Genomic DNA, 18,296 nt, shown 5'->3' with positions numbered 1-18,296 from the left:
GCTACACCATCAGCCGTGCGCGGCGCCGCAAGGGCCGCGCGAAAAGCTCGGCCAGGTCGGCGGCCTGGTTGTAGCCCTGGATCGGCGTGAACACGGTCTCGATCGACCATTTGGTCGTGAAGCCCTCGGCCTCTAGCGGATTGGCGAGGCCCAGTCCGCAGAGCACCAGGTCCGGCTGCGCGTCGCGGCAGCGGTCCAGCTGAAGCTCCACATCCTGGCCTTCGGAGAGGCGTGAGTCGCGCGGCAGCAAGGCGAGTTCTGGGCCGAGATGGGAGCGGTGGAGATAGGGCGTGCCAACTTCGATCGGGATCATGCCGACTTCGCGGGCGAGGAAGCGCGCGAGCGAGATCTCCATCTGCGAATCGGGGAAGAGGAACAGCGTCTTGCCGGCGAGCGTCTCGCGCAGCGGCGCGAGGGAGCGCCGCGCGCGGTCCTCCGCGGCGGAGGTCGCGTCGTGGAATCGCGCGGGCGAGACGCCGAAGGCATCGGCCGCGGCGCGCAACCACAGCGTGGTGCCCTCGGCACCCAAGGGGAAGACGGCTGGGAGGTGCGTGGCACCGCGGGCTTCGAGCGCGCGCGCGGTGTTGGCGAGGAAGGGCTGGGCCAGCAGCATGCGCGTGCCGCGCCCGACCGGCGGCAAGTCACGCGCGCGTCGGGGCGGCAGGAAACGCACATCATCAATGCCCATTGCGGAAAACAACCGCAGCATCTGGTCCTCGACCACCTCGGCGAGCGAACCCACGATGAGCAGCGAGGGCTTGCTGTCCGTCGCCGCCGGCATTTCGGGCACGAGTGCGGCGAGGCAGGCATCCTCGCCTTCGGTGAACGTCGTCTCGATGCCGCTGCCGGAATAATACAGCACGCGCACATCGCCATTGCCGGCGCGATCGAGGCGCTGCGCGGCGCGCGACAGGTCAAGCTTGATCACCTCGGACGGGCAGGAGCCGACGAGGAACAGCATACGGATATCGGGCCGGCGTTCGAGCAGCCGCGCCACCACGCGATCCAGCTCGTCATTCGCATCGGCAAGCCCGGCGAGATCGCGCTCGTCAAGAATAGCGGTGGCGAAACGCGGCTCCGCAAAAATCATTACGCCAGCTGCGGATTGCAGAAGGTGCGCGCAGGTGCGGCTGCCGACGACCAGGAAGAAGGCGTCCTGGATTTTCCTGTGCAGCCAGACGATGCCTGTCAGCCCGCAAAAAACCTCGCGCTGGCCGCGCTGGCGAAGCACCGGCGCATCGGTGCAGCCGGGCGCGCTGGAGAGAATCGGCGAAGCTGCGCTCACGCGGCGTGCCCGTGCGGGTAGGCGGGCTGCGCGTCGCGCCGCGCCATGCGCAGCTTGATCACGAACTGCGCCGCGTTGACCACGTAGGCAGCGTAGGCGGAGAGCGCGAGCCACATCTGGAAGTTGGCGTCGCCAAAGCCGGTCGCGACCGACGCCAGATAGCCCGTGTGCAGCGCCAGCACGAGCATCGAGAACATGTCTTCCCAATAGAAGGCCGGCGCGAAGAGGTAGCGCCCGAAGACCCGCTGTTCCCAGATGCAGCCGGTGATCATGATGGTGTAGAGCGCGATCGTCTTCACCACGACCGATGTCGTCGCGGTCGCGAGCCCATCGCCTGTCACCAAGTAGCGCAGCACCAGGCCCAGGCTCACCAGGAAGATGAGGAACTGCACCGGCGCGAGGATGCCCTGAACCACTGTCCACGGTGTCGCATCGCGGCGGGCGCGCTGTTCGGGGGTGTAGAGCGGCTGGGCCTGTGGACGGCGCTCGATCTTGCGCCCGCAGGCGGCACCGAAGGGGCTGCAATCCATCGCGGAGATGATCGGGTCGAAAACACCGTTCCGGCGCATTGGCATCAATTTCCTTCTTCCGCAGGCCCGGGCTTTGGTTTCCAGTGGCGATTGGCCAGGGCTTGCATTCGGCATTGCGGCGAGAACCGCGTGGCGAATGCGTCCTGGACCTCAGGCTCGCTGGAGAGGACCAACCTCCCGGAGAGAAGGCTAAGTCGCCGACGAATGAAGTGTCAAGCTAGACTGACGTAAAGCGACGTTGACATTCGCCAGACAAAAAGGCGAAGCTCTCGGGAGGGGAAGACATGGTCCGGAAGCCGACATCGATGCCAGCTCACCAGGTGACAGAGACGCAGGCGAGTTTCGCGCCACATATGACATCGGCCCGTTCGGGCGCATTCCTCGACCAGGCCGACTCCACCGAGCTTCCGTTCCTGCCCAGCCTGCCGCAATGGCAGCATGACGCGATCAGCCGCCGCGTGGCGCAGATCGCCGCGGCGGTGGAACAGCAGGTGCTTCCCAAGCTGATTGCGGCCCCGCGCATGCGACCCAGCGCGAAGCGGCCGGCACTTGCGAAGGAACGGCGCAGGCTCATGGCGCTGCTGCTTGTCGACGACATGGTGGCCGCGGAAGCGGCGCTCGGCAGCCTTCTCGCCGACGGTATCGCCGCGGAGGCGATCTACACGGCGCTGCTCACGCCCCTCGCCCGCGAGTTCGGGGTCATGTGGGAGCAGGATCGCTGCAGCTTCGTCGATGTCACGCTCGGGCTCGGACGGTTGCACCAGCTGATGGTGCAGGTTTCGCCGGATTTTCAGATCAGCCGCGCGGAACCCGTGGCAGCGAAGCGGATCTTTCTGACCCTGGCGCCGGGCGAGCAGCACAGCTTCGGCCTGACCATGGTAAGCGAGTTTTTCCATCGCGCCGGCTGGGATGTGCGGCGTCCCGAAGCCAGCACCGCCGACGAGATCGCCCAGGCCGTGCGCGACGAAAAATGCCGCGTCGTAGGCCTCTCGATCGGCGCTGAGGATCACCTCGCCGAGCTCACCCGCTCCATTGCCACCATCCGTCGCCAGACGGTGCGCGGCGACGAGCTCGCGATCATGGTCGGCGGGCCGTTGTTCCTGCAAAAGCCCTCGCTTGCCAACCGCGTGGGCGCGGATTCGACCGCGGCGACGGGGGCCGAGGCGGTGCAACGCGCCGAGGCCCTCTACGCCTTGATGAGCGTTATGGATTGATCTATGCGGCTGTCATTCAATCTAGACAGTCGGTGTCGTAAGGTTCGCATTCGAACGAACCACACTGAATTCGTAGGGGAGAGCCTTCAGGTACGGATCGAACCACGCGACGAAGGAAAACAGGACACGTGTTGGGATTCGCCGCTCCGGGCAAATCGCTCGGCGATCTGGACGCTGAATCGGCCGCGACGGTCATCGCGGCTGCGGCCGACGTCACAATTCTCCTTGATGGCGCCGGCGTGATTCGCGACGTCGCCTTCGGCAGTGAGGAGCTCGCACCGAGCTTCGAGGGCTGGCGCAGCTGGATCGGCCGGGCATGGGTCGACACCGTCACCGAGGAAAGCCGCCCCAAGGCCGAGGCGTTGCTGCGCGAGGCGCCCAAGCCGTCCGTGCCGCGCTGGCGCCACCTGAACCAGAGTGTCCCGGCCGGCCCGGCCATCCCCTTGCTCTATGCCTCGGCGCGCGTCGCCAACCAGCAGCGCACCGTGATCTTCGGGCGCGACCTGCGCCCCGTTTCCGCCCTGCAGCAGCGGCTGGTACAGGCGCAGCAGGCGATGGAGCGCGACTATGCGCGCCTGCGCCAGGCCGAGACGCGCTACCGCCTGCTGTTCCAGATGTCGGCGGAGCCGGTGATGGTGATCGATGCCGTTGCGCTGCGGGTGGTGGAAGCGAACCTCGCTGCCGACCGGCTGTTCGGTGCCGATCTTGCCTCCAGCACCGGGCGTACCTTCCTCGAGGCCTTCGACGCGGCCGGGCAGCCGCGGGTGCAGGCGATGCTCGCGGGTGTGCGTTCGGCGGGCCAGGCCGACGACGTGCTGGTGCGGCTTGCCGATGGCGAGCGCGAGGTTGCGGTTTCTGCCGCCCTGCTGCGGCAGGAGAAGGCGGCGCTGTTCCTCGTGCGCCTGGCCTTCCCCAATGCCGCCGGCGTCTCCTCGCTCGGGCCCGCGGGTCGGTCGCGCCTGTTGGAATTCGTCGAATCCGCGCCCGATGCCTTCGTGGTCGCGAAGGAAGATGGCACCATCCTCTCCGCCAACCCGGCCTTCCTCGAAATGGCCGAAATCGCCACCGAGGAGCAGGCGCGCGGCGAGCCGCTGTCGCGCTTTCTCGGCCGGCACGGATTCGAGCTCGACGTGCTGATCGCCAATCTCCGCGCGCGTGGGCCGGTGCGGCTGTTCGAGACGCGGCTGCGTGGCGCCCACGGCGCCCAGTCTGCCGTCGAGGTGTCCGCTGTGATCGTCGTCGAGGGCGGGCCGCCCTGCTTCGGCTTCACCATCCGCGATGTCGGCAAGCGCCTTGCGCCATCCCAGCCTGCGGAAGCGCTGACCATGCCGCGCCCGGTCGAGCAGCTCACCGAACTCGTCGGCCGGGTGCCGTTGAAGGAACTGGTGCGCGAGGCGACCGATGTGATCGAGCGCCTCGCGATCGAGGCGGCGCTGGAACTCTCCGGCGACAACCGCGCCTCGGCCGCCGAGATGCTCGGGCTGTCGCGCCAGAGCCTGTATGTGAAGCTGCGCCGCTACGGTCTCGGCGACCTCGACAGCCAGGATGAGCCCTCGTGAGCGAGAGCGCCCTGCCCCGCCGGGTTGAACTCTCCGCGGTCGTGGAGCTGTTGAAGCCCGTCACCTGGTTCGCCTCCGTCTGGGCGTTCATCTGCGGCACGGTATCGGCGGGCGTGTCCTTCGATGGGCGCTGGGGTGAATTCGCGCTGGGCACGCTGCTCTGCGGGCCGCTGGTCTGCGCCACCAGCCAGGCGATCAATGACTGGCACGACCGCCATGTGGACGCGATCAACGAGCCGAACCGGCCGATCCCATCGGGGCGCATCCCCGGCGAGTGGGGCCTCTACATCGCGATGATCTGGGCCGGCTTGTCCCTGCTGGTCGCGGCCCGGTTCGGGGCCTGGGGGCTTTACGCCACGGCGGCGGGGCTATTTTTCGCCTGGGCCTATAGCGCGCCGCCGCTGCGGCTGAAGCGCAATGGCTGGTGGGGCAATGCCGCCGTCGCCGCCTGCTACGAGGGGCTGCCCTGGATCACCGGGGCCGCAATCATGGCCGGCGGGGCACCGGATTGGCGCATCCTGGTGATGGCGGCGCTCTACAGCTTTGGTGCCCACGGCATCATGACGCTGAACGACTTCAAGTCCATCGAAGGCGACCGGCGCATGGGTCTTGGATCCCTTCCCGCACGACTTGGTGCGGAGCGCGCTGCGCTCGTCGCCTGCGGCATGATGGCCGCGCCGCAGACTGTGGTTATCGCCCTGCTGCTCGCCTGGGGCCAATGGTGGGCGGCGGCGCTGATCCTGGTCTCGCTCGCGGCGCAGCTGGTCTGCATGCGCAAGATGCTGCGCGACCCAAAGGCGCTGGCACCCTGGTACAATGCGACGGGCGTGTCGCTGTACGTGCTTGGCATGCTGGCGACGGCCTTCGCGCTGCGCCCGTTGGTGATGCCATGAGCGGCGGGTTGGGCTGGCTCGGCATCATCCGGTTGGGCTTGGTGCAGACCGCGCTGGGCGCCGTGGTGGTGCTTACGACGTCCACGATCAACCGCGTGATGGTGGTCGAGCTGGCGCTGCCGGCGACGCTGCCGGGGCTGCTGGTCGGGCTGCATTACGGCGTCCAGATGTCGCGGCCGCGGATGGGTTTTGGTTCCGATGTCGGCGGGCGGCGGACGCCGTGGATCATCGGCGGCATCGCGCTGCTCGGGCTCGGCGGGCTGGGTGCCGCGGCGGCTGTGCCGGTGATGGAGGGGGCGCTGGCGCTGGGGCTGCTGCTCGCGGCGCTTGCCTTCCTCGCGGTGGGGCTTGGTGTCGGCGCGGCGGGGACGTCATTGCTGGCGCTGCTGGCCTCGGAGGTCGCGCCGGCGCGTCGGCCGGCGGCGGCGACCATCGTTTGGGTGATGATGATCGCGGGTTTCGCGGTGACTGCGGGTGTTGCGGGCAAGCTGCTCGATCCCTATTCGGCGGGGCGGCTGGTGGCGGTCACCGGCGGCGTCTCGCTCATCGCATTCCTCCTCGGGACGCTGGCGGTCTGGGGCATCGAAAAGCAGCGTATCGCGCCGGTCTTGGACACGGCCGCAAAACCCGCCTTCCGCGACGCGATCGGCAGCGTCTGGGCCGAGGCCGATGCGCGGCGCTTCACCATCTTCGTCTTCGTCTCGATGCTTGCCTACAGCGCGTCAGACCTGATCCTGGAGCCCTTCGCGGGCCAGGTATTCGGGCGCTCGATTGGCGAATCGACCTCGCTCGCGGGGGTGCAGAATTCCGGCACGCTTGTCGGGATGATCGTGGTGGCGATCCTCGGCAATCGCTTCGGCGGGCTGCGTGGCTGGACGGTCGGCGGGTGCATCGCCTCGGCGGTGGTGCTGTTCGTCCTTGCGCTCGGTGGCGCCGGGCATGTCGCGTTGCCGCTGGGTGCCACCTACGCCGCGCTCGGCGTCGCCAACGGTGCCTTTGCCGCGGCCGCCATCGCCTCGATGATGATGCTGGCCGCGCAGGGCCGCTCGGGGCGGGAAGGCACGCGCATCGGGCTGTGGGGCGCGGCGCAGGCGGTCGCCTTCGGGCTTGGCGGGCTGGCCGGCACCGTGATTGTCGATCTCGGGCGGTGGGTGATGGGCGCGCATGCGCCGGCCTATGCGCTGGTTTTCGCATTGGAGGGCGGGCTCTTCCTGCTCTCGGCCATGCTGGCGGCCGGCATCGACGCGCGGCGCGCGCGCGATGCGGCACCGGCGGTTCTTCTGGAGGGGCGCGCATGAGCACGAATGAATACGATGTCGTCGTGGTGGGCGGCGGCCCCTCCGGGGCGACCGCCGCCGAGCACCTCGCACGGCAGGGCCGCAGCGTCCTGCTGCTCGACCGCGCGGGGCGCCCGAAGCCCTGCGGAGGTGCGATCCCGCCGCGCCTCATCCGCGACTACGCGATCCCGGACCACCTCATCTGCGCCCGCATCCAGGGCGCGCGCATCGTCTCGCCGAAGGATAGGTCGGTCGATATGCCGATCGATGGCGGCTATGTCGGCATGGTCGATCGTGACGTCTTCGACGAATGGCTGCGCGAGCGCGCCGCCGATGCCGGCGCCGAGCGCGCGACCGGGCATTACGAGTCGATCGAACGCGACGCCGATGGCTGCGCCGTGGTCGTCTACCGCACCAAGGATGAAGTCGCGCATCGCGTTCGCGCGCGCCTGGTGGTGGGTGCGGATGGCGCGCGCTCGGCCATCGCCAAGCATCACGTGAAGGGCGGCGACAAGATGCCCTGCGTCTTCGCCTATCACGAGATCATCCGCACGCCCGTGGGCGATGCCCGCTACGATGGCACCCGCTGCGACGTGATCTACAATGGCCGGCTGAGCCCGGATTTCTACACCTGGGTCTTCCCGCACGGGCATCAGACCAGCATCGGCACCGGCTCTGCCCGCAAAGGATTCTCCCTGCGGGGCGCCGTCACGAATTTTCGTCGCGAAGCCGGGCTTGACACCGCCGAGACCATCCGCCGCGAAGGTGCGCCGATCCCGCTAAAGCCGCTCAAGCGTTGGGACAATGGCCGCGACGTGCTGCTCGCCGGCGATGCCGCGGGCGTGGTCGCGCCGGCTTCGGGCGAAGGCATCTACTACGCCATGCTCGGCGGCGAGCTCGCGGCCAAGGCGGGCGAGGCGTTCCTCGCCAGCGGCGACGCGAAGGCGCTCGGCCTTGCCCGCAAGCACTTCATGAAGGCCCACGGCAAGGTCTTCTGGGTGCTCGGGATGATGCAGTATTTTTGGTACAAGAATGACTGGACGCGCGAGCGCTTCGTGAAGATGTGCCGCGATCCGGACGTGCAGAAGCTGACCTGGGAGGCGTATATGAACAAGCAGTTGGTACGGGCCAAACCCGTTGCCCACGTGAAGATCTTCTTCAAGGACCTGGCACACCTCCTCGGCCTGGCGCGCGCCTGATGGTCTCCTTCCCGCACGGTCCGATGGACCAGACGATCGACCGTCCTCGTGACAATGGGGCGATGGTGCGCCCGCATCATCGCCGCACGCTGCCGCTGCGCGTGGGCACCCGCGCCTCGCCGCTCGCGCTGTACCAGACGCGGCATTTCCTCGACATCATCACGCGCTTCTGCCCGGTGCTGCGCGATGCCAAGGCCTTCGAGGAAAACCAGATCAGCACCGCCGGCGACCGCATCCAGGATCGCCGCCTGTCGGAGATCGGCGGCAAGGGCCTCTTTGCGAAGGAAATCCACGAGGCGCTGCTCGATGGCCGCGTGGATTTCGCGGTCCATTCGCTCAAGGATCTTGAGACCGAGCTGCCCAAGGGCATCATGTTGGCCTGCACGCTCAAGCGGGAGGATGCGCGCGACGCGCTGATCCTCGGCGCCGGGGTAGAACAGGCGGTGTGCCCGGATGATCCGCTGGCCTGCATTCCGCATGGCGCGCTGATCGGCACCTCCTCCGTCCGTCGCCAGGCGCAGCTGCTCTATGCACGACCGGACCTTCGCATCGGCATGCTGCGGGGTAATGTGCAGACGCGGCTGTCGCGCGTGCGCGAAGGTCACCTCGCCGGCAGCCTGCTGGCCTATGCGGGCCTCAAGCGGCTCGACCTGGAGCGGGAGGCGGATATCGTGCTGCCCGAGCACGTGATGCTGCCGGCCTGCTGCCAGGGCATCATCGGCGTGACGGTGCGCTCCGACGACCACGAACTGCTCGAGCTGCTCTCGGCAATCGAGGACCCGACGGCGCGCGCGGTGTCCACCGCCGAACGATCGCTGCTCGCAGCCCTCGATGGCAGCTGCAACACGCCCATCGGTGGCCATGCCCGCGTGAGGCCGGGCGGGTATATCGACGTCGAGGCGCTGGTCGCCCGTCCGGATGGCAGCTTCCTGATGCGTCGCTCCCTGAGCGGGCATGGGCGCGACGCCGCGCGGATCGGCCGCGAACTCGGCGAGAGCCTGTATCGGGATGCGCCGGCCGACCTTTTCGCCTGATCGCGCGAAGGCGCTTCAGATTGCGAAGTTCAGCGGCTCCGTGATCGGGCGCCGCAATCCTTTTGCCGCCGCGCGCTGCAGCAGGTCGCTGATGGTCAGCGCGGACAACCGCTCGCGCAGTGCGGCATCCAGCTCCTTCCACAAGGGCTGAACGACGGCGAGCGAGAGTGATCCCGATGCGCCAGGTTCAGCCGGATCCTCGTCGGCATAGGCCATCGCCGCGTCGAGCAGCGTGATGGCGCGGGGCGCGCGCCCCAGGCGATATCCCCCGCGTGGCCCGCGCAGGCTCTCCAACAACCCGCCGCGCACCAGCGCCTGCAACGCCGGCTCGATGCCCCGCCGCGCGAGGCCAAGCCGCTCGGCGATGTCCGCGGCACCGGTCACCGCCGTGCCGCGCCCGGCATGGAAGGCGACGTCGAGGAGAATATCGAGCGCCAGCAGCGCGCGGTCGTGACGAATGAGCATGGGCGCTTTATACAGTTTCCCAATGTAAAATTCCAAGGGATGGATATGCCCCCATCGACCGACCCTGCCGGTCCCCTGGCGCCACAGGCGAGGGGCCGGCTCTACGCGAGCGTCCTTGATGTCGTGGGCGGTACGCCGGTGGTGATGCTGCCGCGCATCGCCGCCGCCGAGGGGCTGGCGGCGCGCATCGCGCTGAAGCTCGAATACCTCAATCCGCTCGGTTCGGTGAAGGACCGCATCGGCCTTGCCATGGTCACGCAGGCGGAGCGCGATGGGCTGATCGCGCCGGGGCGCTCGACCTTGGTCGAGCCGACCTCCGGCAATACCGGCATCGCGCTCGCCTTCGTGGCGGCGGCCAAGGGCTACCGGCTGATCGTGGTCATGCCCGAGGGCGCCAGCATCGAGCGTCGCCGGATGATGCGCCTGCTGGGTGCCGAGCTGGAATTGACGCCGACGGCGCGGGGCATGGGTGGCGCCATACAGCGCGCCGAGGAGATCCTGCGCAGCACCGACGGTGCCTGGATGCCGCGGCAGTTCGACAATCCGGCCAACCCCGCCATCCACGCGGCGACAACGGCGGAGGAGATTTTCGCCGATACCGGCGGCGACCTGCACGCCGTGGTCGGCGGTATCGGCACCGGCGGCACGCTGACCGGCATTGCGCGTGCGTTGAAACCGCGGATCGCCGGGCTGCGCGTCATCGGCGTGGAGCCGGCCGAGAGCGCGGTGCTGAACGGCGATGAGCCGGGACCGCACCGCATTCAGGGCATCGGCGCGGGTTTCTGTCCGGGCGTGTTGGAGCTGAGCGCGCTGGATGGCGTGCGGCGCGTGTCGGAGCGGGAGGCTTTGGCCGCCGCTCGCCGCTGCGCGCGGGAGGAGGGGATGGCGATCGGCATTTCGTCGGGCGCGGTGCTGCACGCACTGGTGCAGGTGGCGCGTGAGGCGCCGCCGGCCGGGTTGGTGATCGGCATCGCGGCCAGCTTCGCCGAGCGCTATCTATCGACGGAGCTTTTCGAAGGCTTGTGAAGCCCTGCCCACGCTCATCAAAAAGCCAAAACTAAAGAAAGGTGCCTGGGGAATTCCTTTCCCCGGCCTTGCTTGCTTACAGCCCCGCCTGGCTCACGAACTTCGTGTTGAGGTAGGCCTCGATCGCCTCCGACCCGCCTTCGCTGCCGTAGCCGCTATCCTTCATGCCGCCGAACGGCACCTCCGGCAGCGCGAGCCCCAGGTGGTTGATCGTCATCATCCCGGCTTCGACGCGCGAAGCGACGGCATTGGCGGTCTTCGCCGAACGCGTAAAGGCATAGCTCGCAAGGCCGAAGGGCAGGCGGTTCGATTCCTCCACCACCTCGTCGAGGTCGCGGAAGGAGGAGATGAGCGCGACGGGCCCGAACGGCTCCTCGTTCATGATGCGCGCCGTCTTTGGCACGTTGGTCATCACCGTCGGCGCGTAGAAATAGCCCTTATTGCCGATGCGCTCGCCGCCGGTGTGCACCTCCGCGCCGTGCTTGCGCGCATCGGCGACCAGGGTCTCCACGGCGGGGATGCGGCGGCCATGCGCGAGCGGGCCCATCTGGCTGTCCGGGTCCATACCGGCGCCCACCTTCAGCGCCTTGGCGTGCGTGGTGAAGCGCTCGACGAAGGGCGCGAAGGACGCCTCCTGCACCAGGAAGCGCGTGGGCGAGACGCAGACCTGGCCGGCATTGCGGAACTTCGCAAAGGCCAGCGTCTTGGCCGCATGGTCGAGGTCGGCATCGTCGAAAACGATCGCCGGTGCGTGGCCGCCGAGCTCCATCGTGGCGCGCTTCATGTGCTTGCCGGCCAGAGCGGCCAACAGCTTGCCCACGGGCGTTGAGCCGGTGAAGGTCACCTTGCGGATGATGGGGTGGGGGATGAGGTATTCGCTGATCTCGGCGGGCACGCCGTAGACCAGGCCGATGACGTTGGCGGGCACCCCGGCATCGAGGAAGCAGCGGATCAGTTCGGCCGGTGAAGCCGGGGTTTCCTCCGGCGCCTTGACGATGATGGAGCAGCCGGTGGCCACGGCGGCGGAAAGCTTGCGCACCACCTGGTTGATCGGGAAGTTCCACGGCGTGAAGGCGGCGACGGGGCCGACCGGCTCCTTCACGACCAGCTGGTAGATGCCCTCGCCGCGGGCGGGGATGACGCGGCCATAGGCGCGGCGGGCTTCCTCGGCGAACCAGTCGATGATGTCGCCGCCGGCGAGCACCTCGCCCTTCGCCTCGGCGAGCGGCTTGCCCTGCTCGAGCGTCATGAGCTCGGCGATGGCGGGGGCGCGGTCGCGCAGCAGGTCGGCGGCCTTGCGCATCACCTTGGCGCGGTCAAACGCGGAGACCTTGCGCCACGTGGCAAAACCCTTCTCGGCGGCGTCGAGCGCTTCGTCGAGGTCGTCGCGCCCGGCATGGGCGACCTGGCCGATCACCTCCTCGGTGGCGGGATTGAGCACGGCGATGGTGCGGCCGGAGCGGGCGGGACGCCATTCGCCCCCGATGTGCAGCAGCGTGTCCTGGTACATGCGGTGATCCTCCGACGGGCGCCTTGGGCTGGCGCGTTGCCGCCATGAGTAGGAGGACCCGGCCCCGAGGTCCAGATGTGGGGCGCTCAGACCCGCTCGCGCTCGGGCAACACCTGCGGCGGCTCTGCGGCCAGCGCGGCCGCGGCGGCGCGGTTGGCGCGGTTGCGGTTGCGCCGCTGGACGAAGAACCGGGCGATGAAGAACAGGAACACCGCAAGACCGATGCCGCCGATGCCGTGCGCGATCTGCGCCGGTGTGAACATGCCCGCGACGAACCAGCCGACCCAGACGAAGGCATTCGCCCATAGACCCGCCGCGATGAAATTCAGCAACGCGAAGCGGGGGAAGGACATGCCCGCGATGCCGCAGGCCGCGGAGGCCACGTTGCGGATGCCGTAGATGAAGCGGAAGGACAGCACGAAGGCGTCGCCATACTTGGCGAGGAAGCCTGTTGCGACGGCGATGCGCTTCTCGGCGCCCGGGATCTTGCGCAGGGCATAGGGCCCGTAGCGGCGCCCGAGCAGGAACCAGGTCTGGTCACCCAGGAAGGACCCGATCCAGACGCAGCCGAGCAGGATGAACGGATTGACCAGGCCCGTCGTGCGACCGACCGCGGCAGCGAACAGGACGAAGGTCTCGCCCTCCAGGAAGGACCAGGCGAAGGCCACCAGATAGGCGAGCGCGCCGTATTCAGCCCACAACTGCTCCATCGATTCCCGACGCGCCTCCCGGCCTCTGGCGCAGGCAATCATACCCGCCGGATTAGCCTTTCGCATGGTTGAGGGGGGGGCTGGCAAGGCCCTTCCGGACGGGCGCGTCTTATCCACGGAAACTGGGGATGGGCCTGTGGATGAATTGCGGATACCGCCAGGAATTCGAGGAGCGAAGCCGGCCGGAGCAAGGCTGTTGCATTCCGCGCGCGACGCAGCTAGCGCGGGCGCCTTGCGCATTCCTGCGGCCGCCGGATTGATCACGCTAACCGCCTGGCGCAGTCTGTCGGCGTGATCCGAGGAATGCGGCCATGCTCGAGTGCCAGCGCGATGTCTTCGATATTCCGCGCGACGTCGCCTATTTGAACGCCGCCTCGTGGAGCCCCTTGCCGATGGCGGTGCAGGCGGCGGGCCATGCCGGCATCGCGCGCAAGGCGCGACCCTGGGGCATCACCGCCGAGCATATGGCCGGGCAGTTCGCCCGCGCGCGCGCCACCGCGGCCGCGTTGATCGGGGCCGCGCCCGAGGATGTGGCGCTGATCCCCTCCGTCTCCTACGGCGTCGCGGTGGCCGGGCGGATTCTGCCGATCCCCGCCGGAAGCCGCGTGCTGGTGCTGGGCGACGACCATTCCTCGCCGGTGCTGGAGTGGCTGCAGCGTGCGCCGGAGGGCGGGTTCTCGGTGGAGACGATCGCGCGCCCGGCGGATGGGGATTGGACCGCGGCGGTGCTGGAGGCGATCACGCGTCGGGGGGCGGTGCAGCTGGCGCTGGTGTCCATCTCGTCAGTGCATTGGGCGGATGGCGGGCTGGTCGATCTCGGCGCCGTTGGTGCGGCGGTGAAGGCGACGGGGGCCATGCTCCTGGTGGATGCGACGCACCATGCGGGGGTGCTGCCACTCGACGTGGTCGCCCTCGATCCGGACGTGCTGATCTTCCCGACCTACAAATGGGTGCTTGGGCCGTATGGGCGGGCGTTCCTCTACATCGCGAAGCGGTGGCAGGATGGGGTGCCGCTGGAGCAGCCGGGCTCCTCGCGTCGGCGGGTGTTCTCCGAGGCGCAGCCGTACTTCGCCGACCTGGGCTTTACCGATGGGGCGAAGCGCTTCGACATGGGCGAGAGGGACCACTTGGTGGGCCTGGAGATGGCCTCGGTGGGGATGGAGATGATGGCGGCCTGGGGGAGCGCGGCGATCAGCGCGCGCTTGGGCTGGCTGACCGGGCTGCTGGCGGAGGGTCTGGCCGGGATGCCCGGCATCGATCTACCCGATGCGCGCATGCGTGCGCCGCATGTACTGAGCCTGGGGTTTCCGGACGGTATGCGACCGGGATTGATCGAGGCGCTGGCGGAGCGGGGCGTACATGTGGCGCCGCGACTCGGACGGCTGCGGATCAGCCCGCACGTCTACAATGACGAGGCAGATGTGGCGGCGTTCCTTCAGGCCTTTCGCGATTTGGCGTGACGCCGGCGGGCACGTTCAGGTGCGCCATTCCAGCAGTCCCCAAAGACAAAAATAAAAGAATGGGGTCTGGGGAAATTCCTTTCCTCAGCCTTTTTCCTTCTACAACGCGCCGCCCTTGCGTCCCGCCATCGCCCCCAGCCGCAGCCGCAGCGCGTTCAGCTTGATGAACCCCTGAGCGTCGACCTGATCGTACGCGCCTTGGTCATCCTCGAAGGTCACGTGCTTCATCGAATAAAGGCTGTTGGGTGATTGCCGCCCGGTGACGATAGTGTTGCCCTTGTAGAGCCTCAGGCGAACCGTCCCGGACACGCTCTTCTGGCTCTCGTCGATCAGCGCCTGGAGCATGCGGCGCTCGGGTGAGAACCAGAAGCCATTGTACAGGATCTCGGCGTATTTCGGCATCAGCGAGTCCTTCAGGTGCGCGGCCTCACGGTCGAGCGTGATGGATTCGATGGCGCGGTGCGCGACGTAGAGAATTGTGCCGCCCGGCGTCTCGTAGCAGCCGCGGGACTTCATGCCGACGAAGCGGTTCTCCACCAGGTCGAGGCGGCCGATGCCGTTCTCGCGCCCCAGGGTGTTCAGCCTGGTGAGCAGCGCTGCGGGCGATAGCCGTTCGCCGTTGATCCCGATCGCGTCGCCGCGCTCGAACTCGACGGTGATTTCGGTTGCATTGTCTGGCGCGTTCTCGGGGCTGATCGTGCGCTGCCAGACCATCTCGTCCGGCGCGTCCCAGGGTTCTTCGAGGATCTTCCCCTCGGAGGAGGAGTGCAGCAAGTTCGCGTCCACCGAGAAGGGCGACTCCCCGCGCTTGTCCTTGGCGATGGGGATCTGGTGCTGCTCGGCGAAGGCGATCAGCGCGGTGCGGCTGGTGAGGTCCCATTCGCGCCAGGGGGCGATGACCTTCACGTCGGGCTTGAGCGCGTAGTAGCCGATCTCGAAGCGGACCTGGTCGTTGCCCTTGCCGGTGGCGCCGTGGGCGACCGCATCGGCGCCGACGAGCTCGGCAATCTCGATCTGGCGCTTGGCGATCAGCGGCCGCGCGATGGAGGTGCCGAGTAGGTACATCCCCTCATAGAGCGCGTTGGCGCGGAACATCGGGAAGACGAAGTCGCGGACGAATTCCTCGCGCAGATCGTCGATGAAGATATTCTCGGGCTTGATCCCGAGCAGGATGGCCTTGTCGCGCGCCGGACCCAGCTCCTCGCCCTGGCCGAGATCGGCGGTGAAGGTGACCACCTCGCAGCCATAGGCGGTCTGGAGCCACTTCAGGATCACCGAGGTGTCGAGCCCGCCCGAATAGGCCAGCACAACCTTCTTCACATCCTTGACGCGCATGGCGATAGTCCCTGGTCACATGAGGCGGCGGACAATGCCCACGCACGCCCGGCGCGGCAAGGGATAGCATGGCGATGACACCGCGAGACCGCGCCCATGCCTTCTGCGACCGGTTCGGCCTGCGGGTGCCGATCCTGCAGGCGCCGATGGCCAGCGCCAGCCCGCCGGGCCTGGCGGCGGCGGTCGCGAATGCCGGCGGCCTCGGCGGGCTGGGGGCGTTGATGTCGAGCCCGGCCCTGATCGCGGATTGGGCGAGGACCTTTCGCGCCAGCAGCAACGGCGCCTTCCAGGTGAATTTGTGGGTGCCGGACCCGCCACCGGTGCGCGACGCGGCGCATGAGGCGGCGGTGCGCGCGCGCCTCGCGCCGCTGGCCGGGGCGGAGGTCCCCGATCCCGGCGCCGGTCCCTTCACCCAGGATTTCGCCCAGCAGTTCGAAGCGTTGCTTGCGGCCGGGCCGGCGATCGCCTCCACCATCATGGGGCTGTTTGAACCGGCGCAGGTCGCAGCGCTCAAGGCGGGCAACATCGCCTGGTTCGCGACGGTCACGACCTTGGCCGATGCGCGCGCTGCCGAGGCGGCGGGCGCCGATGCGGTCATCGCGCAGGGCTCGGAGGCGGGTGGCCATCGCGGGGCCTTCGACCAGGCCGATGCGGAGACGCAGCTGACGGGGCTGTTTGCACTTCTGCCGATCATCGCCGATGCGGTGCGGGTGCCGGTGATCGCCACGGGAGGCATCATGGATGGGCGCGGGATCGCCGCCGCGCTTACACTGGGGGCTTCGGCCGTGCAGCTCGGCACGGCCTATCTGCGCACGCCCGAAGCCGGGCTGCACCCTGCCTATGCCGATGCCATTCCGAACGGCGAGACGGTGCTGACGCGCGCCTTTTCCGGGCGCCTCGCGCGCGGCCTGCGCAACCAGGTGACGGAGGCCTTCTCCGACCTGGTCCCCGCGCCCTACCCGGTGCAACGCGCGATCATGGTGCCGGTGCGGGCCGCGGCGGAGGCGGCCGGCGACGTGACGCGGATGCAGGCCTGGGCCGGCCAGGGCGCGGCGCTGGCCGTCGCCGAACCCGCGGCCGCGCTGACCACGCGGCTCTGGGCGGAGGCCTCGGCGCTGCTAGCGTAAGCCGGGGGGCGCTGTGGCCCCCCGAGCCCGGTCTATTCGGCCGCGGCGGCGCGGCCTGGCGTGAGCGCGAGGCAGGCGCGGCCGAGCAGGTCCACCGCCTCATCCGCCTCGGCCTCGGTGATGATGAGCGGCGGGGCTACGCGCAGCACGTTCATGCCCGCGGCGACGGTCAGCAGGCCCTCGCGCACGGCGGCGGCCTGCATGTCGGTGTTCAACACGTCCGGGCGCAGTTTTATCCCGAGCAGCAGCCCGGCACCCTGCACGCCCTCGACCACCTGCGGGTGGCGCTCTGCGAGGCCGAGCAGGCCTCGCCACAGGTGGCGCGCCACGCGGTCCACTTGGTCCAGGAAGCCCGGCTCCAGCACCACGTCCAACACCGCGTTTCCGGCCGCACAGGCGAGTGGGCCGCCGCCATAGGTGGTGCCATGGGTGCCGGGCTTGAGGTACTTCGCCACGGCTTCCTTGGCCAGGATGGCGCCGAGCGGGAAGCCGCCGCCGATGCCCTTGGCGGAAGACATCACATCCGGCTCGATCCCGGCCCATTGGTGCGCCCACAGCTTGCCGGAGCGCCCCATGCCGGTCTGCACCTCGTCGAGCGCGAGCAGCAGGCCGTATTCGTCGCAGACGTCGCGCAGGTCGCGCAGGAAGCGCAGCTCCGCCGGGCGCACACCGCCCTCACCCTGCACCGGCTCGATCATGATGCCGCCGGTGCCCGGCCCGATCGCGTCGCGTACGGCGTTCATGTTGCCGAAGGGCACGTGGGAAAAGCCTTCGACCGGCGGGCCGAAGCCGGCCAGGTACTTCGCGTTGCCGGTGGCACTCAGCATGCCCAGCGTACGGCCGTGGAAAGCGCCCTCGAAGCAGATCATGCCGAAGCGCTCGGGGTGGCCGTTCTCGGCGTGGTATTTGCGCACGGCCTTCACCATGCCTTCGTTCGCCTCGGCGCCCGAGTTGCAGAAGAAGACGCTGTCGGCGAAGGACGCGGCGACATGGCGCGCAGCCAGCCGCTCGGCCTGCGGCACGCGGTACAGGTTGCTCGTATGGATGATCTTGGCCGCCTGCTCGGCGATCACGCGGGTGAGGTGCGGGTGACCGTGCCCGAGCGAGGAGGTGGCGATGCCGGCGCCGAAATCGAGGAATCGTCGGCCATCGTCCGTCCACAGATACGCGCCCTCGCCACGCTCGAAAGCGAGGTCGGCACGGTTGTAGGTCGGCATCAGGGCGGGGATCACGATTGCGCCTCTCTCTCCATCCCCCGGCGGGCCGCGCGGATCGCAGCCCCGGCCAGAGGAGGGGGAGATTGGAGAGAGGCCGGGCGCGCGTCAAACAATGCTGACGTGATGCTGCCATGCGTGGCCGGGCGCGCGCCGGCATGGCAGGCTGCGTCGATGACGCCGCCGCCAAGAGCCCGCGCCCAACGCCCTGCCGGCAAGCCACCCGATACCGCGAGCCTGCGCGAAGCCGCCTTCCACCACCTGGCGCGATACTCGGCGACCGAGGCCGGCCTGCGGCGCGTGCTCGAACGCCGCGTGGATCGCTGGGCGCGCCGCGCCGAGGCCGAGGGCGCCGAGCGCGACACCCTGGCCCAGGCCGTCGCGACGGGGCGCTCCGCGGCCGCCGACGTGGCGCGCGCCATGGTCGCGAACGGGCAGGTGGATGACGCGGCCTACGC

Annotated in this window: 16 protein-coding genes and 1 pseudogene; 10 read left to right on the top strand and 7 right to left on the bottom strand. The window is 68.8% G+C overall.

Annotated elements, in window-relative coordinates; genetic code table 11:
* Window position 1: 1 nt before the first annotated feature.
* A complete protein-coding gene (locus GXW79_RS05220) occupies window positions 2–1,285 on the bottom strand; it encodes a ferredoxin:protochlorophyllide reductase (ATP-dependent) subunit N (RefSeq protein WP_367614809.1) in 1,284 nt (427 codons plus the stop codon).
* Window positions 1,282–1,860: a 2-vinyl bacteriochlorophyllide hydratase gene (bchF, locus tag GXW79_RS05215; protein WP_246503748.1), complete on the bottom strand. Its 579-nt coding sequence runs from the start codon at window positions 1,858–1,860 to the stop codon at window positions 1,282–1,284. Before bchF ends, GXW79_RS05220 begins: the two co-directional genes overlap by 4 nt.
* A 308-nt stretch (window positions 1,861–2,168) precedes the next feature.
* Here bchF and GXW79_RS05210 point away from each other — a divergent pair, with 308 nt between their 5' ends.
* The 6 genes from GXW79_RS05210 to hemC all read left to right on the top strand — a co-directional run bounded on the left by GXW79_RS05210 (window position 2,169) and on the right by hemC (window position 8,991).
* Window positions 2,169–3,029 (top strand): cobalamin B12-binding domain-containing protein, encoded by an 861-nt coding sequence (locus GXW79_RS05210; RefSeq protein ID WP_211873291.1) that lies wholly within the window; start codon window positions 2,169–2,171, stop codon window positions 3,027–3,029.
* A gap of 128 nt (window positions 3,030–3,157) precedes the next feature.
* Window positions 3,158–4,588, top strand: coding sequence for a transcriptional regulator PpsR (gene ppsR, locus GXW79_RS05205; protein ID WP_367614808.1), 1,431 nt, complete (start codon window positions 3,158–3,160; stop codon window positions 4,586–4,588).
* Window positions 4,585–5,481 carry a chlorophyll synthase ChlG gene (chlG, locus tag GXW79_RS05200; RefSeq protein ID WP_367614807.1) on the top strand — a complete coding sequence of 299 codons (897 nt, stop codon included), beginning with the start codon at window positions 4,585–4,587 and terminating at the stop codon, window positions 5,479–5,481. Before ppsR ends, chlG begins: the two co-directional genes overlap by 4 nt.
* Window positions 5,478–6,779 carry a BCD family MFS transporter gene (locus GXW79_RS05195; RefSeq protein ID WP_211873290.1) on the top strand — a complete coding sequence of 434 codons (1,302 nt, stop codon included), beginning with the start codon at window positions 5,478–5,480 and terminating at the stop codon, window positions 6,777–6,779. The genes chlG and GXW79_RS05195 overlap by 4 nt, the downstream gene beginning before the upstream one ends.
* Complete coding sequence (locus tag GXW79_RS05190; protein WP_211873289.1) at window positions 6,776–7,957, top strand: geranylgeranyl diphosphate reductase; 1,182 nt, start codon at window positions 6,776–6,778, stop codon at window positions 7,955–7,957. The genes GXW79_RS05195 and GXW79_RS05190 overlap by 4 nt, the downstream gene beginning before the upstream one ends.
* Before the next feature lie 23 nt (window positions 7,958–7,980).
* Complete coding sequence (gene hemC / locus GXW79_RS05185; protein ID WP_246503747.1) at window positions 7,981–8,991, top strand: hydroxymethylbilane synthase; 1,011 nt, start codon at window positions 7,981–7,983, stop codon at window positions 8,989–8,991.
* A gap of 15 nt (window positions 8,992–9,006) precedes the next feature.
* Here the strand turns inward: hemC and GXW79_RS05180 are convergent, their stop codons facing one another.
* Window positions 9,007–9,456: an RrF2 family transcriptional regulator gene (locus tag GXW79_RS05180; protein ID WP_211873287.1), complete on the bottom strand. Its 450-nt coding sequence runs from the start codon at window positions 9,454–9,456 to the stop codon at window positions 9,007–9,009.
* Window positions 9,457–9,501: 45 nt separating this feature from the next.
* Here GXW79_RS05180 and cysK point away from each other — a divergent pair, with 45 nt between their 5' ends.
* Entirely contained in the window at window positions 9,502–10,482 is a 981-nt protein-coding gene (cysK, locus tag GXW79_RS05175) for a cysteine synthase A (protein WP_211873433.1), read from the top strand.
* A gap of 76 nt (window positions 10,483–10,558) precedes the next feature.
* Here the strand turns inward: cysK and GXW79_RS05170 are convergent, their stop codons facing one another.
* The gene (locus GXW79_RS05170) at window positions 10,559–11,992 is read right to left on the bottom strand and encodes an NAD-dependent succinate-semialdehyde dehydrogenase (protein ID WP_211873286.1); all 1,434 of its coding nucleotides are present in this window, start codon (window positions 11,990–11,992) and stop codon (window positions 10,559–10,561) included.
* Window positions 11,993–12,078: 86 nt separating this feature from the next.
* Entirely contained in the window at window positions 12,079–12,702 is a 624-nt protein-coding gene (locus tag GXW79_RS05165; RefSeq protein ID WP_211873285.1) for a DedA family protein, read from the bottom strand.
* Between the two features lie 311 nt (window positions 12,703–13,013).
* On the opposite strand from GXW79_RS05165, the gene GXW79_RS05160 reads away from it, so the two are divergent.
* Window positions 13,014–14,162 (top strand): aminotransferase class V-fold PLP-dependent enzyme, encoded by a 1,149-nt coding sequence (locus GXW79_RS05160; RefSeq protein WP_211873284.1) that lies wholly within the window; start codon window positions 13,014–13,016, stop codon window positions 14,160–14,162.
* 99 nt (window positions 14,163–14,261) lie between these two features.
* Here GXW79_RS05160 and GXW79_RS05155 read toward each other — a convergent pair whose 3' ends face one another.
* Window positions 14,262–15,497 carry an argininosuccinate synthase gene (locus GXW79_RS05155; protein ID WP_211873283.1) on the bottom strand — a complete coding sequence of 412 codons (1,236 nt, stop codon included), beginning with the start codon at window positions 15,495–15,497 and terminating at the stop codon, window positions 14,262–14,264.
* 74 nt (window positions 15,498–15,571) lie between these two features.
* Between GXW79_RS05155 and GXW79_RS05150 the strand changes: the two genes are divergently transcribed.
* A complete protein-coding gene (locus GXW79_RS05150; protein ID WP_211873282.1) occupies window positions 15,572–16,624 on the top strand; it encodes an NAD(P)H-dependent flavin oxidoreductase in 1,053 nt (350 codons plus the stop codon).
* Window positions 16,625–16,656: 32 nt separating this feature from the next.
* On the opposite strand, the gene GXW79_RS05145 is transcribed toward GXW79_RS05150, so the two are convergent.
* Window positions 16,657–17,856: an aspartate aminotransferase family protein gene (locus GXW79_RS05145; protein WP_211873281.1), complete on the bottom strand. Its 1,200-nt coding sequence runs from the start codon at window positions 17,854–17,856 to the stop codon at window positions 16,657–16,659.
* A 156-nt stretch (window positions 17,857–18,012) separates the two neighbouring features.
* Here GXW79_RS05145 and GXW79_RS05140 point away from each other — a divergent pair.
* Window positions 18,013–18,296 (top strand): annotated as a pseudogene (locus tag GXW79_RS05140) (regulatory protein RecX); the annotation flags it as partial.

Origin of the sequence: Plastoroseomonas arctica (assembly GCF_018128965.1) — a bacterium.
Lineage (GTDB): Bacteria > Pseudomonadota > Alphaproteobacteria > Acetobacterales > Acetobacteraceae > Plastoroseomonas > Plastoroseomonas arctica.
Note: the sequence above shows the minus strand (reverse complement) of the source record. Positions and strands in the feature narration are given on the sequence as shown.

Coding starts and splice junctions, on each gene's coding strand:
- bchF (WP_246503748.1), bottom strand. CDS start 1,860: ATGCCAATGCGCCGGAACGGTGTTTTCGACCCGATCATCTCCGCGATG.
- GXW79_RS05210 (WP_211873291.1), top strand. CDS start 2,169: ATGACATCGGCCCGTTCGGGCGCATTCCTCGACCAGGCCGACTCCACC.
- GXW79_RS05195 (WP_211873290.1), top strand. CDS start 5,478: ATGAGCGGCGGGTTGGGCTGGCTCGGCATCATCCGGTTGGGCTTGGTG.
- GXW79_RS05190 (WP_211873289.1), top strand. CDS start 6,776: ATGAGCACGAATGAATACGATGTCGTCGTGGTGGGCGGCGGCCCCTCC.
- hemC (WP_246503747.1), top strand. CDS start 7,981: ATGGACCAGACGATCGACCGTCCTCGTGACAATGGGGCGATGGTGCGC.
- GXW79_RS05180 (WP_211873287.1), bottom strand. CDS start 9,456: ATGCTCATTCGTCACGACCGCGCGCTGCTGGCGCTCGATATTCTCCTC.
- cysK (WP_211873433.1), top strand. CDS start 9,502: ATGCCCCCATCGACCGACCCTGCCGGTCCCCTGGCGCCACAGGCGAGG.
- GXW79_RS05170 (WP_211873286.1), bottom strand. CDS start 11,992: ATGTACCAGGACACGCTGCTGCACATCGGGGGCGAATGGCGTCCCGCC.
- GXW79_RS05165 (WP_211873285.1), bottom strand. CDS start 12,702: ATGGAGCAGTTGTGGGCTGAATACGGCGCGCTCGCCTATCTGGTGGCC.
- GXW79_RS05160 (WP_211873284.1), top strand. CDS start 13,014: ATGCTCGAGTGCCAGCGCGATGTCTTCGATATTCCGCGCGACGTCGCC.
- GXW79_RS05155 (WP_211873283.1), bottom strand. CDS start 15,497: ATGCGCGTCAAGGATGTGAAGAAGGTTGTGCTGGCCTATTCGGGCGGG.
- GXW79_RS05150 (WP_211873282.1), top strand. CDS start 15,572: ATGACACCGCGAGACCGCGCCCATGCCTTCTGCGACCGGTTCGGCCTG.